The organism is Streptomyces sp. NPDC100445 (assembly GCF_044759735.1).
GTDB lineage: Bacteria > Actinomycetota > Actinomycetes > Streptomycetales > Streptomycetaceae > Streptomyces.
The window spans coordinates 1-15,182 of sequence record NZ_JBIVZV010000013.1 but is presented as its reverse complement, the minus strand read 5'-3'; the positions used below and the strand labels follow the sequence as shown (position 1 = coordinate 15,182).

Here is a 15,182-nt window from a genome sequence, read left to right as displayed (position 1 = left end):
ACGCCGATTCACGCGACGGAAACCGACGAGGTGGAGATCTGGCGCATTCCGCTGGTCTCCGGTCCGGACGCGGATCCGGAGGAATATCCCCCGGAACTCGAGGACATCCTGGACGACGACGAGCGGGAACGCGCGCGGCGGGGCCGGGAACCCGGAATGCGGCGGCGTTTCGTCGTCTCGCACGCCGCCGTGCGGAGCATTCTCGGGGCGCGGCTGGGCCGTGCCCCGGCGTCGCTGTGCTTCACGCGGGGCCGTTGGGGCAAACCCCGGCTGGCGCACGCGGCCGGGCCGCACTTCAGCCTGTCGCACTCCGGTGAGCTGGCCCTGCTCGCCCTCGCGTCCCGGCCGGTGGGCGTCGACGTGGAACGCTCCCGGGCCGGACTGGACACGATGCGCCTGGCCACGCGGTTCTTCCCGGCCGAGGAGTGCGCCTGGGTGGCCCGGGACGGCCACCGCGCCTTCGCCCGTCTGTGGACGAGGAAGGAGGCGTGCGTGAAGGCGGCCGGCGGCCGGCTCACCCAGGGGATGGCGCTGTCCGTCGGTCGGGGCGCGGGACAGAGCACGGTCCGGGACCCCACCGGCTGTCTCACCGGACCCTGGCGCGTGCAGGACGTACCGCTTCCCCGTCCGTACGCGGGGGCCGTCGCCCTTCTCGGCGACGGCCCCTTTTCCGTGTCCGGCCGGATGTGGTATTACCAGCGGCCAGGAGAACATGACTCCGTGTGGAACACGCTGGTTGTCAAGTAGAGGAAACTCCCCCTCACATCGGAGTACTTCTACCCGTGATCGCGCTCCGGGCCGTTCACTAGTTTTCTGTTCGCGAGGAGCACGCCCATGTACCGGCCGGCCGATCGGAGCCCCGGCCCGTTTCCCGTGATCCGGGTATTTTTTTTCGACAAGGGGAGAGCAGACGTGGCAGGCAGGAACCTGATCACCAGGGCCGCCCGGTGGAGCGCCGTCCATCCGTGGTGGGCGATGACGCTCTGGGTGGTGTTCGTGCTCGGCGCGCTGACGGTGGGCGGGATGACCGGCACCCGCTCGGCCACCGACTCGGATCTCGCCATCGGGCAGTCGGGCCGGGCCGCCGCCCTCTCCCGCAGCGGCGGCCTGGAGAGCCGCGCGGTGGAGAACATCCTCGTCACCCCCTACCGGGGCGCGCTGGACCGGTCCGCCGCCGACCGGGCGCTCGGCGAGGCCGTCCGCGCGGTGCGGGGCGTCGACGGCGTCGCGGCCGTCGGCCGGCCGGTGCCCGCTCCGGACGGTTCGGCGCTGCTCGTGCCCGTGACCCTCGCCGGTGACCCGGAGACCGCGGACAGCCGGGTCGGGCCGCTGCTGCGGAAGGTGGCCGCCGTCCGGGACGCCCACTCCGACGTGCGGGTGGAGCTGGTGGGCGCCGGCTCCATCAAGGCCGGTCTCAACGACATGCTCGACCGGGACCTGCGCAAGGCCACCGTGCTGAGCCTGCCGGTGACGCTGCTCGTGATGGTCTTCGTGTTCGGGGCGATCGTCGCCGCGAGCGTCCCGGTGCTGCTGGGCATCTCCTCGGTGCTCGCCGGGCTGGGCCTGTGGGGGGTCGCCTCGCAGCTGGTGCCCGACCCCGGTCCGGTGACCCACATCATCGTCCTGATGGGCATGGCCATCGGCGTCGACTACTCGCTGTTCTACCTCAAACGCCAGCGCGAGGAACGGGCGTTGGGCGCCGACAACATCGACGCCATCGAGATCGCCGCCGCCACCTCCGGGCACTCGGTGATGATCTCGGGCCTGGTCGTGATGGCGTCCATGGGCGCCCTCTACCTCGCCGGGCACATCGCGTTCGAGTCGATGGCCACGGGCGCGGTGCTGGTGGTCGCCATCGCGATGCTGGCCTCGCTGACCGTACTGCCGGCGATGCTCTCCAAGTTCGGCCGCTACCTGGACAAGCCGCGGGTGCCGCTGGTGTGGCGGCTCACCCAGAAGGGCGGGGTCAAGCCGCGGCTGTGGTCGGCGATGCTCAAGCCGGCCCTGCGGCACCCGGCCCTGGCGCTGATCCTGTCCGCCGGTGCCCTGCTGGCCCTCGCCGTGCCGGCCATGGACCTGCGCCTGAAGGCGACCGGCATCGACGACCTGCCCCGGTCGATCCCCGCGATGCAGGCCAACGAGCGGCTGACCCGGTCCTTCCCCAGCCAGGCGGACACGCACCTGGTCGCCGTGCGGGTGCCCGCCGGTCACGGCGGGGAGCTGGCGCGGGGGATCGACGCCCTCGTCGTCCGGGTGCGCCACGACGGCCTGTTCGTGCACACCCCGGCGCCCGAGGTGCGGACCTCGCGGGACGGCCGGGTCGCGACGATCGCCGTCGGCACCCGCTTCAACAGCAGCTCCCGCGAGGCCCAGGACTCCCTGTTCCGGCTGCGCGACGACATCGCCCCGGCCACGCTCGGCCGGATCGAGGGCGCGCGGTACGCGGTGGGCGGCAGCGACGTCGCCTACGACGTGGACTACCGGGCGAACGTCGTGGACAAGATGCCGTGGGTGCTGCTGGTGGCCCTGGTCTTCACCTTCCTGGTGATGGCGGTCGCCTTCCGGTCGCTGGTGCTCGCCGCGATCACCGTGGTGCTGAACGTGCTGTCCGCGGTGGCCTCCTTCGGGGTGCTCGCGCTGATCTTCCAGCGGACGTGGGCGGAGGGCATCCTGGGCTTCGAGTCCACCGGGCGGGTGGTGGCGTGGCTGCCGCTGCTGCTCTTCGTGATCCTGCTGGGGCTGTCGATGGACTACCACGTGTTCGTCATCAGCCGGATCCGGGAGGCGGCGCGGGGCGGGCTGAACATCCGGGAGGCGGTGGAGCAGGGCATCACCCGCACGGCCGGTGTCGTGACGAGCGCGGCGGTGGTGATGGTCTGTGTCTTCGGGCTGCTGGCCTCGCTGAACTTCATCGAGATGAAACAGCTGGGCGTGGGCATGGCCTGCGCGGTGCTGCTGGACGCCACCCTGATCCGGATCGTCGTACTGCCCTCGGTGGTCATGCTGCTGGGCTGGAAGACCTGGTGGCCCTCGCGCCTGGCCCACCAGGACGAGACCCGGCCGGTGCGGGTGCCGGCCCCGCTGGCGGGGGCGGCCGACGACGTCATCCGGGTGCGCGCCCACCGCTGACCCCGGGGGACGGCCGGGCCGGCCGCCCGGCGTCGCCGTTCCCTCCCCGGCGCGACCGTTCCCCCTCCCCGGCGCGACCGCTCCGCGCGCCGCGCGACACCCGCGGGCCCCTCGGCCCGCGGGTGTCGCGCGTCCGGGCCGGTGCACCGCCCCGGGCCGCGCCGGCTCCCCGCCACGGCCCGGCTCCGGGGCGGTACGGCCCCCGGCGGGAGCCCCGGCACCCACCTCTGCCACGTGTCACCACCGTCCGCGGGCGGTGAATTCCCCCGGGAAAGTCCATTCACTACGACTGCGGTAGCCGGGGCGCTACACTCGGTCCCGCGTTCGACGGATTCAAGCCGACCGAGGGTTTCCGGCGCGCGTTGACGGGGGATGCGGGGCGATCACGGGGAGTGGCCCTATGAACGGTGACGACGGCATGCCGTCGACTCGTTGGCACTATCAGCTCACCCAGGTGGAGTTCCTCTCGGAGCGGGAGACGCAAGTCTTCTCCCTCCTCGGAGCGGGCTTATCCAATCGTGCCATCGCGTCCAGGTTGCGGGTGACGGAACGCACGGTGAAGGCACATGTCGCGAATATCCTGGCGAAGCTGAAAGTGGAATCCCGTCTTCAGGTGGGTCTCGTCGCCCAGGCCCATCTGCTCATGTACGAAGGTACAGTGCCTAACCGGCCAGATGTGATTGATAATTGATCAGTTCTGACTCCCAGATGTTTCCCTGTGTCGGGCGCCGTGCATAGCGCCGCCCACTCACGGTTCCGTGGCCGCCCCGTAGGTCGCGAGGCGGGAGCTTTGTGACCGGTTTTTCTGAGTAGGGACGGGAATTTGGTGCACATCTCCATACTGGGTCCGCTGCTGATCGGGGACGGTCAAAAGACCATCGGTGTGCGGGCGAAGAAGATTCGCGTGATGCTGACCATGCTCGCGCTGAATCCAGGTCAAGTCGTGGCCTTCGACGAACTGATCGACGAACTCTGGGGCGAAGCCCCGCTGAAGAACACACGGAACGCCCTTCAGGCGAATGTCCGCCGGATGCGGAAGTCGCTGGCGGAACTGGGTTTCGCGGACGGTGAGGACGGACTCATCCGCACCGTCGACAACGGTTACACACTGGACGTCGCCGAGGACGCCCTGGACGCCTACCGCTTCCTGCGCCTGGCCGAGCGGGGCGCGAGCCTCGTCAGCCGGGAACCGCACGAGGCCATCGGGCTGCTGCGGCGGTGTCTCGCCATGTGGCGGGGGCCCGCCCTGCTCGACGTGAGCGACGGACCGCGCTGCCGGGCGGTGGCCCTGCGGCTGGACGAACAGCGCAAAAGCGCGCGCGAGGATCTGATCCAGGCGCAGCTACAGGCCGGCGAGGCGGGGGTCGTCGTTGCCGAGCTGAAGCAGCTGCTGGCTCAGTATCCCGAACGCGAGCGGTTCAGCGAGCAGTTGATGATCGCGCTCTACCGGTGCGGACGCCAGTCCGAGGCCGTCGACATCTTCCACCGCACCCGCAAGTGGCTCGACGACGAGCTGGGGCTCAAGCCGAGCCAGCGGCTGCACACCCTCTACCAGGCCATCCTCATGCAGGACCCGTCACTGCTGTGACCCGTGCGGGGCGGTGAGGCGCCGGCGGCCCCAAGGCCGCCGGCGCCTTCCGCGTGTCCTCTCACCCCTCGCGCAGGGCACCGTCGGTGAGCGCGCCGATCCGGCGTACCGCCGCGCCGGCCAGCATCTCCTCGTGGCCGCAGGCGATGTCGTGCACGGTGAGCGGCCCGTCCAGGTGCGGCCGCCAGCGCGCGGCCAGTTCCGCGGTGGGCGCCGGCCGCCCGTCCGCCGCCACGAACAGGGTCAGCGGGCCCGTGAACCGGCCGGGGGTGAACTCCCGCGCGATGTCGGTGTGGTGGCGCATCACCGTCATCAGCCGGTCCAGGTCACCGGCGTCGATCCCGGTGTCCCGCGCGTGGTGCGCGAGGAAGGCGGACCGGATCTCCTCGTCGGTGGGGTTGGGGTCGCCGGGCGCCACCGGGAAGGCGTCGAGGACGCCGAGGAACGCCACCCGCTCGCCCGCCGCCTGGAGCTGGACGGCCATCTCGTGCGCGACCAGCCCGCCGAAGGACCAGCCCAGCAGGTGGTACGGGCCGTGCGGGCGCACCTGCCGCAGCCGTTCGACGTACACCGCCGCCAGCGAGGGCACGTCCGCCGGCCGGTCCCAGGTGCCGGGCTCCGCCGCGACGCCGTCGGACTGGAGGGCGTACACCGGCCGGTCCGGGTCGAGGTGCGCGGCGAGTTCCGCGAACGGCAGCCCGAACCCGACCCCGCCGTGCACGCAGAACAGCGGCGCGGCCGAACCCCGCGGCCGTATCGCCAGCAGCGGCACGGTGGCCGGTGCCCGTGGCGCGGCCGCGGCCGTGGCGCCGGTAGCGGCCGCCGCCAGCGCCGCCGGCGTGCGGTGCGCGAAGACGTCCGACAGGGCCAGGGTCAGCCCGGCCTTGGCGGCCCGGCCGACCACCTCCACCGAGCGCAGGCTGTCCCCGCCGAGCGCGAAGAAGTCCCCGTCGGCGTCGACCCCGGCCAGGCCGAGGACCTCGCAGAACACCTCGGCGAGCGCCCGCTCGGCCGGGGTGCGCGGGGCGCGGCCCGCCCCGGCGGGAGCCGGGGCGCCGGGCGCGGGCAGGGCCCGCACGTCCAGCTTGCCGTTCGGGGTCAGCGGCAGCGCGGGCAGCGACACCAGCGCCGTGGGCACCATGTGCGCGGGCAGCGACTCGGCGAGGTACGCCGTCAGCACGGGCACGTCCACGGCGGCCACGCCGGGCACGGGGACCACGTACCCGGTGAGCCGTCCGCCGCCGTCCGCCGGGGTCAGCACCACCGCGGCCTGCGCGATCACCGGGTGCCGGGTGAGCGCGGACTCGATCTCGCCCGGCTCGATGCGGAAGCCCCGCAGCTTGATCTGCTGGTCGGCGCGGCCGGCGTAGTCCAGGGTGCCGTCCGCCCGCCAGCGCACCAGGTCCCCGGTGCGGTACATGCGGGTGCCGGGCGGCCCGTAGGGGTCGGCGGTGAACCGCTCCGCGGTGGTGGCCGGGCGGCCCCGGTAGCCGTGCGCCAGACCGGCGCCCGCGATGTACAGCTCCCCGGTGACACCGTCCGGCACCGGCGCGAGGGCCGCGTCCAGGACGTACACCCGCACGTTGTCCAGGGGCCGTCCGATGGGCGGCCGGCCGCCGCCGGGGGTGAGGGGGGCGCTGAGGGTGGCGGCCACCGAGATCTCGGTCGGGCCGTAGGCGTTGCGCAGCGTCACGTGGGCGGCGGTGCGGTCCACGACGGCGGGCGGGCAGGCCTCCCCGCCGACGACCAGGCACAGGCCGGCGGGCAGGGCGGCCGGATCGGGGAAGCGACCGACGACGGTCGGCGGCAGGATCGCGTGGTCGATCCGCTGTTCGGCGAGGAACGCGGCGAGCAGCGGCGCGGACAGCCGGGTGTCGGCACCGGCCGGCACCAGGGTGCCGCCGGAGAAGAGCGAGGCCGCCAGTTCCCACACGCTCGCGTCGAAGCTGAACGAGGCGAACTGGAGCACCCGCGTGCCCGGCCCGGTCCCCAGGTGCTCGCGGTGGTGGGCGACCAGGTTGGTCGCGCCCTCGTGCGGCACGGCCACCCCCTTGGGCCGGCCGGTGGAGCCGGAGGTGTGGATGACGTACGCGGTGTCCCGCGCCGACAGCGGGCGCACCCGCTCGGCGTCGGTGAGGTCGGCGGTGGACAGCGCGCCGGTGCGGCGGGCGGTGGCCGGGTCGTCCAGCACCACCCGGGCCGGGCCGTCCGGCACCCGGGCGGCGGCCTCCCGCGTGGTGAGGACGGCGGCCGGTCCCGCGTCGCCGAGCAGGTACGCGACCCGCTCGTCCGGGTAGTCGGGGTCGACGGGCAGATAGGCGGCGCCCGTCTTCAGGACCGCCAGCAGGGCGGTGACCGTCAGCGGGGAGCGGGGCAGGAGGACGGCGACCACGGCGCCCGGCCCGGCGCCGTGGCCGAGCAGCAGCCGGGCGAGCCGGTTGGCGTCCGCGTTCAGCCGCCCGTACGACACCTCGTGCCCGCCGGGCACGGCCAGCGCCGCGCGTTCCGGTGCCGCCGCCGCGTGTGCCTCGAACAGCGCCGGGAGCGTCACGGCCGGGCGGTCCCGGACCGTGCCGTGCCGTCCGGCCAGCAGGGTGTGCCGCTCGTCCGGGGTGAGCAGGGCGAGCGCGCTGAGGGGCGTGCCGGGCCGGCCGGCCGCGTCGGCGAGCAGCACGGCCAGCGCGCCGGCGAGCCGGTCCGCCGTCGCCGGGGTGAACAGGTCCGAGCTGTACTCCAGGCGGATGTCGAGCCCGTCCGGACGGCCGTCCGGGGTTACCCGTTCCGTCACCTCGAACGCGAGGTCGAACTTGGCCGTCCGTGAGGGCACCGGCTCGGGGGCGGCCGTCAGTCCCGGCAGCGCGGGGAGCGTCTCGCCGCCCGGGGTGACGGACAGCACGACCTGCACCAAGGGGTGCCGGGCCAGTGACCGTTCCGGTCTCAGCTCCTCCACGAGGTGCTCGAAGGGCAGCTCGGCGTGCGCGTAGGCGGTCAGGTCCGTCTCCCGCACCCGGTCGAGGAGCGCCGCGAACGACGGGTCGCCGGAGGTGTCGGTGCGCAGCACCAGCGTGTTGACGAAGCAGCCGACCAGGTCGCGCACCGCGTGGTCGGTCCGCCCGGCGACCGGGCTGCCCAGCGGCAGGTCGGTGCCCGCGCCGAGCCGGGTCAGCACGGCCGCCAGACCGGCGTGGACCGCCATGAACAGGCTGGCACCGGCGTCCTGGGCCAGCTCGGTGAGGCGGGCGTGGGCGTCGGCGGGCACCGAGCGGGTGACCGCGCCGCCGCGCTGCGTGGAGCGGGCCGGGCGGGGGAAGTCGGCGGGCAGCGCCAGTTCCCGTTCCATGCCCGCCAGCACCTCGCTCCAGTGGGCGAGTTCGGCCGACAGCAGGCTGTCCGGGTCGTCCCGGCTGCCGAGCAGCTCGCGCTGCCAGCGGGCGTGGTCGGCGTAGCGCACGGGCAGCGGCGCCAGCTCGGGTGCCCGTCCCGCCCGGCGGGCCGCGTAGGCGGCGGTGAGGTCGCGGGCCAGCGGGCCGAACGACCAGCCGTCCGCCGCGATGTGGTGCAGGGTGAGCGCCAGCACGTGCGTCTCGTCGCCGAGCGCGAACAGCCGGGCCCGCAGCGGGACCCGGGCGGCCAGGTCGAACGGCTCGGCCGCCTCCGCCGCCAGCGCCGCCGCCAGGGCCGTCTCGTCGGGCACCGGCACGACCTCCAGGGCGGCGCCCGCACCGGCCGCCTCCGCCGGGGGGAGGACCAGGGGCGCCACCCCGGACCCGGCCGCCACGAACAGCGTCCGTAGCGTCTCGTGCCGGGCGGTCAGGTCAGCCACCGCCGCGCCCAGCGCGCCGGTGTCCAGCGGACCGGTCAGCCGTACCGCCAGCGGGATGTTGTAGGCGGCCGCGGCCCCCATGCGGTCCAGGAACCACAGCCGTTCCTGCGCGTACGACGGCACCGTCGCCGCCTCCCCGGGCGCCGCCGCGCGCAGCACGGGCCGGGCCGGCCCCCGCACCGCCTCCGGCACGCCGGTGCCGGCCGCGGTGTCCGCCGGGGCGTCCCCCGGTCCGGGCAGCGCGGCGGCCAGCGCCTCGGCGGTGCGGGCGTCGAACAGGGCGCGCACCGGGACCTCCACGCCCAGCTCGGCGCGGAGCAGGTTGGCGGCGCGGATCGCCGACAGCGAGTGGCCGCCGAGCGCGAAGAAGTCGTCGTCGGCACCGACCCGGTCCACCCCGAGGACCTCCGCGAAGACACCGCACAGCAGTTCCTCGCGCGGCCCGGCGGGCGGCCGGCCCGTGCCCGCCGGCCGCTCGGCCGGGGCGGGCAGCGCCTTGCGGTCCACCTTCCCGTTGGGGGTCAGCGGCAGTTCGTCCAGGAAGACGTACACGGCGGGGACCATGTGCGCGGGCAGCACCGCGGACGCGCCTTCCCGCAGCCGGTCGCGGTCGGTGCCCGCCGGTACGACGTGGGCGACCAGGCGGGTCTCCCCGTTCCGGTCGGTGCGGGCGGTGACCACCGCCCGTTCGACGCCGGGCCGCGCGCCCAGCACGGACTCGATCTCGCCCAGCTCGATGCGGTGCCCGCGGATCTTCACCTGGTGGTCGGTGCGGCCGCCGTACTCCAGGCCCGTGCCCCGCGGCGACCAGCGCACCACGTCGCCGGTGCGGTACATGCGGGTGCCGGGCGGCCCGAACGGGTCGGCGACGAACCGGTCGGACGTCAGGCCCGGGCGGCCCAGGTAGCCGCGGGCCAGTCCGGCGCCGGCGATGTACAGCTCGCCGAAGCAGCCGTCGGGCACCGGGCGCAGCGCCGCGTCCAGGACGTACACCCGGGTGTTGGCGAGGGGCCGGCCGATCGGCGGGGGGCCGTCCGGTACGGCGGGTACGGGCGCCGCCGTCGACCAGATCGTCGTCTCGGTGGGGCCGTAGACGTTGGTCACCGACGCGCAGTGCGCGGCCAGCGTGCGGGCCAGCGGCTCCGGCAGCGCCTCCCCGCCGACCAGCGCCCGCACCCCGGCGAGGACGTCGGCGTGGCCGGCGGTGAGCGCCTGCCACAGGCTCGGCGTGGCCTGGAGCAGCGTGGCACCGCAGGCCGACACCAGCGCGGCGAGGGCGGCGGGGTCCCGGACGGTCTCCCGACCGGCGACGACGAGTTCGGCGCCGGCCGCGAGCGGCACGAACAGCTCCAGGTTGGCGATGTCGAAGCCGAAGGTGGTCACCGCGAGGAACCGGTCCGCCGCCGTCACCGCGCAGCGCCGCCCCATGTCGGCGACCAGGTTCACCAGCGCGCCGTGCGGCACGACGACACCCTTCGGCCGGCCGGTCGAGCCGGAGGTGTGGATGACGTAGGCGGGGTGATCGGCGTCGGGGGCGGCGGTCCGCGCGGCCGGTGGTACGGCCGGGGTCGGCACGGCCGGCCGGGGAGCGTCGTCCAGGACCCGGAGGTCGCCGGTGAGCGCCGGGCCCATCCCGTCGAGCAGGGGCCGGACGCGGCGGTGGGTGAGGGTCACCACGGGGGTGGCGTCCGTCAGCATGTTCCGCAACCGCTCGGCGGGGTGGTCGGGGTCCAGGGGCAGGTAGGCGGCGCCCGACTTCAGCACGGCCAGCGCGGCGACCACCAGATCGGCGGACCGGTCCAGGGCGAGCCCCACCAGCCGTTCCGGGCCGGCGCCGGCGGCGGCCAGTTCCGCCGCCAGCCGGTCCGCCCGGTCGTGCAGCTCCCGGTAGGTCAGCCGCTCGGTGCCGCAGGTCAGCGCCGGTGCGTCGGGCGTGCGCCGTGCCCACTCGGCCAGCAGCGGCGCCAGCCACGGGCCCGGCACCTCGGCCTCCGTGCGGTTGCGGTCGGCGACGACACGCGCGGTCTCTTGGGCGTCCAGCAGGTCCAGCCGGCCGCACGGCTCGTCCGGCCGGCGCACCGTCTCCGCCAGCAGCCGTACGAGACCGTGCCCGACCCGGCGGGCTTCCGCCTCCGGGACCAGCGCCGGCACGTGGTCGACGGCCAGCCCGAACGGCTCCCCGGGGAACACGGTGACGGTCAGCGGGTAGTGCGTGGCGGACCGGATGTCCACACCGGTCACCCGGGGGCCCGCCGTCCCCGGCTCCGCCTCCGGGCCGCCCATCGGGTAGTTCTGGAACAGCAGCACCGTGTCGAACAGCTCCCCGCGCACCGCGGTCCGCTGCTGGATCTCCGCCAGCGGCAGGTGCTCGTGGGCCAGCAGCCCGGTGCGGGCCCGCTGCACCCCGGCGAACAGCTCGGCCGGGGTCAGCCGGGGATCGACGTCGACGCGCACCGGCAGGGTGTTGGCGAACAGCCCGACCATCCGCTCGACGTCCGGCAGCTGGGCGGGCCGCCCGGAGGCGACCATGCCGAACACCACGGTGTCCTGCCCGGTGAGCCGGGACAGCAGCAGTCCCCAGCATCCCTGCACCACCGCGCCGACGGTCAGCCCCCGCGCGCGGGCGAAGCGGTCGATCCCGGCGGCCAGGTCGGAGTCCACCTCGACCTCGATGCGGTGCGGCAGCGCGCCACCGGTGGCCGCGTCCGGGGCGTCGTCCCGCGCGGCACCGCCGACCGCGCTCCCCGGCGCGTCCCCCGCCGCCGCGGCCAGGCGCGTCGGCTCCGTCACTCCGGCCAGGGCGTGCCGCCAGGCCTCGCGGGCGGCCTCCCGGTCCTGGTCGCCGAGCCAGGCGAGGTACGCCTGGTACGGCGGGCCGGTTGGCCCCTGCGGGGTCGTGCCCGCGCGGAAGTCGGCGAAGAGCGCGGCCAGTTCGCGGGTCAGTGTCGCCATCGACCAGCCGTCCACCAGGATGTGGTGCACCGTCCACAGCAGCCGGGCCCGCCCGTCCTTCGCGCGCAGCAGCGTGAACCGGTGCAGCGGCGGCCGGGCCAGGTCGAAGCGGCGCAGCCGTTCCTCCCCCGCCACCCGGTCGAACTCCTCAGCCGTAGAACTCAGTTCGCGCCAGGGCAGTTCCACCGTGCGGGGCAGCACCTGCACGGCCTCGCCGCTCCTGCGGTGCCGGAAACACGCCTTCAGGTTCGGGTACCGGTCGAGCAGCGCGCCCGCCGCGCCGCGCAGCGCCGCCGCGTCGGCGTCGGTCACGTCCGCGAGGTCGAGCACCAGCTGGAGCGCGTAGACGTCCGTGGCGTCCCGGTCGTACGCGGAGAGGAACAGCAGCCCCTGTTGGAGCGGTGACAACGGGAGGACTTCACTGATGGCGGATTGCCGGTTCAAGCCGTGCTCCTCACGGAAGAGCGGGACGGGCGCGGGAGGTTCCACGGCCGCGCGATTCCAACCGGACGACGATTTCACGAGCACGCTGACGGACAACTGACCGTCAGCTGACGCCTCCCACCACGGCGGACGGCACCGGCGCGTGTCAGCAAACCGTCAGTCCACGGTCAGCGCACGCCGACAGGCTTGCCGGCGACGCCCATTCGCTGCCGTAGGCCAGGAGTGCCAGTGCCGGTCATCACCGCGTCGCATGAATTCGATGTCAGCGACCTCTTCGTGAATCTTCAGCCGTTGTTCGGGCGCCGGCTGTTCCTGAAGGTCGAGGGATTCAACTTCGCCGGATCCATCAAACTGAAAGCGGCCCGGGAGATGGTCGCCCAGGCGGAGGCCGCGGGAAAGCTCCGCCCGGGTTCCACCCTCGTGGAATCCTCGTCCGGGAACATGGGCGTCGCCCTCGCCCTGCTCGCGGCGAGCCGCGGCTACCGGTTCCTGTGCGTGACCGACACCCGCTGCAACGCGGTGACCCGGCGCACCATGGAGTCCCTGGGCGCCGAGGTCCACGTCGTCACCGAGCCGCACGAGAGCGAGGGCTTCCTCGGCGCGCGGATCCGCCACGTCAGGGCGCTGCTGGCCGCCGACGACTCCCGGGTGTGGTTGAACCAGTACCTCAGCCCCGGCAACTGGATGGCCCACTACCGCACCACGGCCCCGGCCATCGCCCGCGAGTTCCCCGACCTGAACGTGCTGTTCGTCGGCGCCGGCACCACCGGCACCCTGATGGGCTGCGCCCGCTGGTTCCGGGAGCGGCGGCCCTCGGTACGGGTGGTGGCCGTCGACAGCATCGGCTCCGTCACCTTCGGCGGACCCGCCGGCACCCGGCACATCCCCGGCCTCGGCACCAGCGTGCGCCCGGCGCTGCTCGACGAGGACCTGGTCGATGCCGTGGTCCACGTCCCGGAGGCGGCCACCGTGCGCACCTGCCGCGACCTGATGCGGCACGGCTTCCCCGTCGGCGGCTCCACCGGGACCGCGGTGACCGGCGCGCTGCGCTGGCTGGAGGAGCACTACGGCGACGGCGCCGGCGGGGTCCGGGAGCAGGTCACCGCGGTGACCATCTCGCCGGACCTCGGCGACCGCTACATGGAGACCGTCTACCACGACGACTGGGTGCGCGGCGCCTTCGGCCCCGACCCGCTGACGGAACCGGCGGACCGCCTCGCGGAGCGGGCCGGCGCGGGCGACCGGGCGCCCGCCGCGGCGGCCGTCGCCGCGGACTGACCGACCGGACACGGCGACCGCCGCCGTCGACCGGACGAGCCGGGCGCGGCCGAATTCGACAATGACGGAGAGCAAAGCGATGACGACAAACCGAGGCGCCGTCCTCCCGCTCACCGCGGCGCAGGCCGAGATCTGGTTCGACGAGCAGTTCGCCACCGGGCCGCTCGCCTACAACATGGCCGACTACATCGACCTGCGCGGCCCCCTCGACACCGACCTGCTGGAGCGGGCGCTGCACCGCCTGGGCCACGAGGCGGAGGGGCTCCGCGTGCAGTTCGTGGAGGAGGCGGGCGCCCCCGGCCAGATCATCCGCCCGCTCGCCCGACTGCCCCTGGCGAAGCTGGATCTCAGCGCCGAGCCGGACCCGTCGGCCGCCGCCGTGCGGTGGATGCGCGCGGACCACGCGGTGCCCCTGACGATCACCGACTTCCCGCTGTTCCGCGGCGCCCTGCTCACCCTCGGCCCCGAGCACCACCTGCTCTACCTGTGCATGCACCACATCCTGGCCGACGGCTTCAGCCGCGCCCTGCTCTACCCCAAGCTCGCCGCCCTCTACGCCCGGCTGGCCGCGGGCCACGACGACGCGGCCCTGGACGCCGACGCCATCCCGGCCTTCCAGCACCTGCTCGACGGCGAGCGCCGCTACCTGGACTCCCGGCAGGTCGAACGGGACCGCGCCTACTGGACCGGCCGCCTCACCGCCTCCGGGCACGGTCCGGCCCCCGAACTCGTCTCCCTGTCCGAGCACGACCCGGCCCCCGGCCGCAGCGCCCTGCGCCACACCACCCGGCTCACCCCGGGGGCCACCGAAGCGCTGCGCGACCTCGCCCGCGCGGGCAAGGTCACCCTGCCGGTGCTCATGGTCGGCGCCATGGCGGCCTACACCCAGCGCGTCACCGGTGTCGCCGAGCCCCTGCTCACCCTCCCGGTGACCGGCCGCACCGGCGCCGTCACCCGCGAGATCCCGGGCATGCTCGCCAACTACCTGCCGCTCGCCGTGCGCGTCCGCCCCGAGCTGACCGCCCCGCAGCTGCTCCGGCAGGCCTGGAAGGAAGTCTCCGGCGCGCTGCGGCACCAGCGGTACCGCGGCGACCGCATCCGCCGCGACATCGGCCTGCGCACCGACGACCGGCGGGTGTTCGGCCCGTTCATCAACGTCCTCGCGCAGGACCCGGCGCTGGTCTTCGGCGACTGCCGGGGCACGGTGGTCAACCTGTCCACCGGCATCGTCAACGATCTCATCGTGACCGTCCTCAACACCGTCGACGGCACCATGGAGATCCACCTCGACGGCAACCCCGAGCTGTACACGGACGCCGAACTCGGCGCCCACCTCGCCCGGTTCGAGGCGTTCCTGGCCGACCTGGCCGCCCTCCCCGCCGACCTGCCGCTCGCCCGGATCGGCCTGGGCGCCCCCGGTGAACCGGTCGGCCTGCTGGGCGACTGGGACCCGCGCACCGAGCGCGCCGGGTACGAGGGCCTGGTGGAGCGGGTCCGCTCGGTGGCGGCCCGCACCCCCGACGCCGTCGCCGTGACCGACGCCGACGGCCGCGTCACCTACCGGCAGCTGCTGACCCGGGCCGCGGGCATCGCCGCTCGGCTGTCGGCGGCCGGGGTGGGGACGGGTGCGGTGGTGGCGGTGCTCGCCGATCCGGGGGTGCCGTTCGTGGCGGGTGTGCTGGGGGTGCTGGGCGCGGGCGGGGCGTACGTCCCGCTGGACCCGGCGGCTCCGGCGGCCCGCAACGCCTCCCTGCTCGCCGACAGCGGTGCCGGGTACGTGCTCACCGGGGACGCCTACGACGCGCCGGCCGGCGACGGCCTCACCGTCCTGCCGCTCACCGACCCCACCGACCTCACCGGCACCACCGAACTCCCCGCTGTGGGTGGTGGTCTGGATCTGGCGTATGTGATGTTCACGTCGGGGTCGACGGGTCGTCCCAAGGGGGCGATGGTGCAGCGGTCCGGCAT

7 protein-coding genes are annotated in these 15,182 nt (G+C 74.5%); 6 read left to right on the top strand and 1 reads right to left on the bottom strand.

What is annotated here, in order from left to right:
- Positions 1 to 30: 30 nt before the first annotated feature.
- From ACIQVT_RS27435 to ACIQVT_RS27420, 4 genes are all read left to right on the top strand, one after another.
- Entirely contained in the window at positions 31 to 747 is a 717-nt protein-coding gene (locus ACIQVT_RS27435) for a 4'-phosphopantetheinyl transferase family protein (RefSeq protein WP_403759525.1), read from the top strand.
- A 165-nt stretch (positions 748 to 912) separates the two neighbouring features.
- Positions 913 to 3,129 (top strand): MMPL family transporter, encoded by a 2,217-nt coding sequence (locus ACIQVT_RS27430; RefSeq protein WP_403759522.1) that lies wholly within the window; start codon positions 913 to 915, stop codon positions 3,127 to 3,129.
- 400 nt (positions 3,130 to 3,529) lie between these two features.
- The gene (locus ACIQVT_RS27425; protein WP_403759519.1) at positions 3,530 to 3,820 is read left to right on the top strand and encodes a response regulator transcription factor; all 291 of its coding nucleotides are present in this window, start codon (positions 3,530 to 3,532) and stop codon (positions 3,818 to 3,820) included.
- A 135-nt stretch (positions 3,821 to 3,955) separates the two neighbouring features.
- Positions 3,956 to 4,717 (top strand): BTAD domain-containing putative transcriptional regulator, encoded by a 762-nt coding sequence (locus ACIQVT_RS27420; protein ID WP_403759516.1) that lies wholly within the window; start codon positions 3,956 to 3,958, stop codon positions 4,715 to 4,717.
- A 61-nt stretch (positions 4,718 to 4,778) separates the two neighbouring features.
- On the opposite strand, the gene ACIQVT_RS27415 is transcribed toward ACIQVT_RS27420, so the two are convergent.
- Positions 4,779 to 11,936: an amino acid adenylation domain-containing protein gene (locus ACIQVT_RS27415; RefSeq protein WP_403759513.1), complete on the bottom strand. Its 7,158-nt coding sequence runs from the start codon at positions 11,934 to 11,936 to the stop codon at positions 4,779 to 4,781.
- A gap of 228 nt (positions 11,937 to 12,164) precedes the next feature.
- On the opposite strand from ACIQVT_RS27415, the gene sbnA reads away from it, so the two are divergent.
- Positions 12,165 to 13,214, top strand: coding sequence for a 2,3-diaminopropionate biosynthesis protein SbnA (gene sbnA, locus ACIQVT_RS27410; protein ID WP_403759509.1), 1,050 nt, complete (start codon positions 12,165 to 12,167; stop codon positions 13,212 to 13,214).
- A 79-nt stretch (positions 13,215 to 13,293) separates the two neighbouring features.
- On the top strand, positions 13,294 to 15,182 hold a 1,889-nt coding region (locus ACIQVT_RS27405), incomplete at its 3' end, for a condensation domain-containing protein (protein WP_403759506.1).

Excerpts from the sequence above, each read along its gene's own strand:
- ACIQVT_RS27425 (WP_403759519.1), top strand. The coding sequence starts at position 3,530 with ATGAACGGTGACGACGGCATGCCGTCGACTCGTTGGCACTATCAGCTC.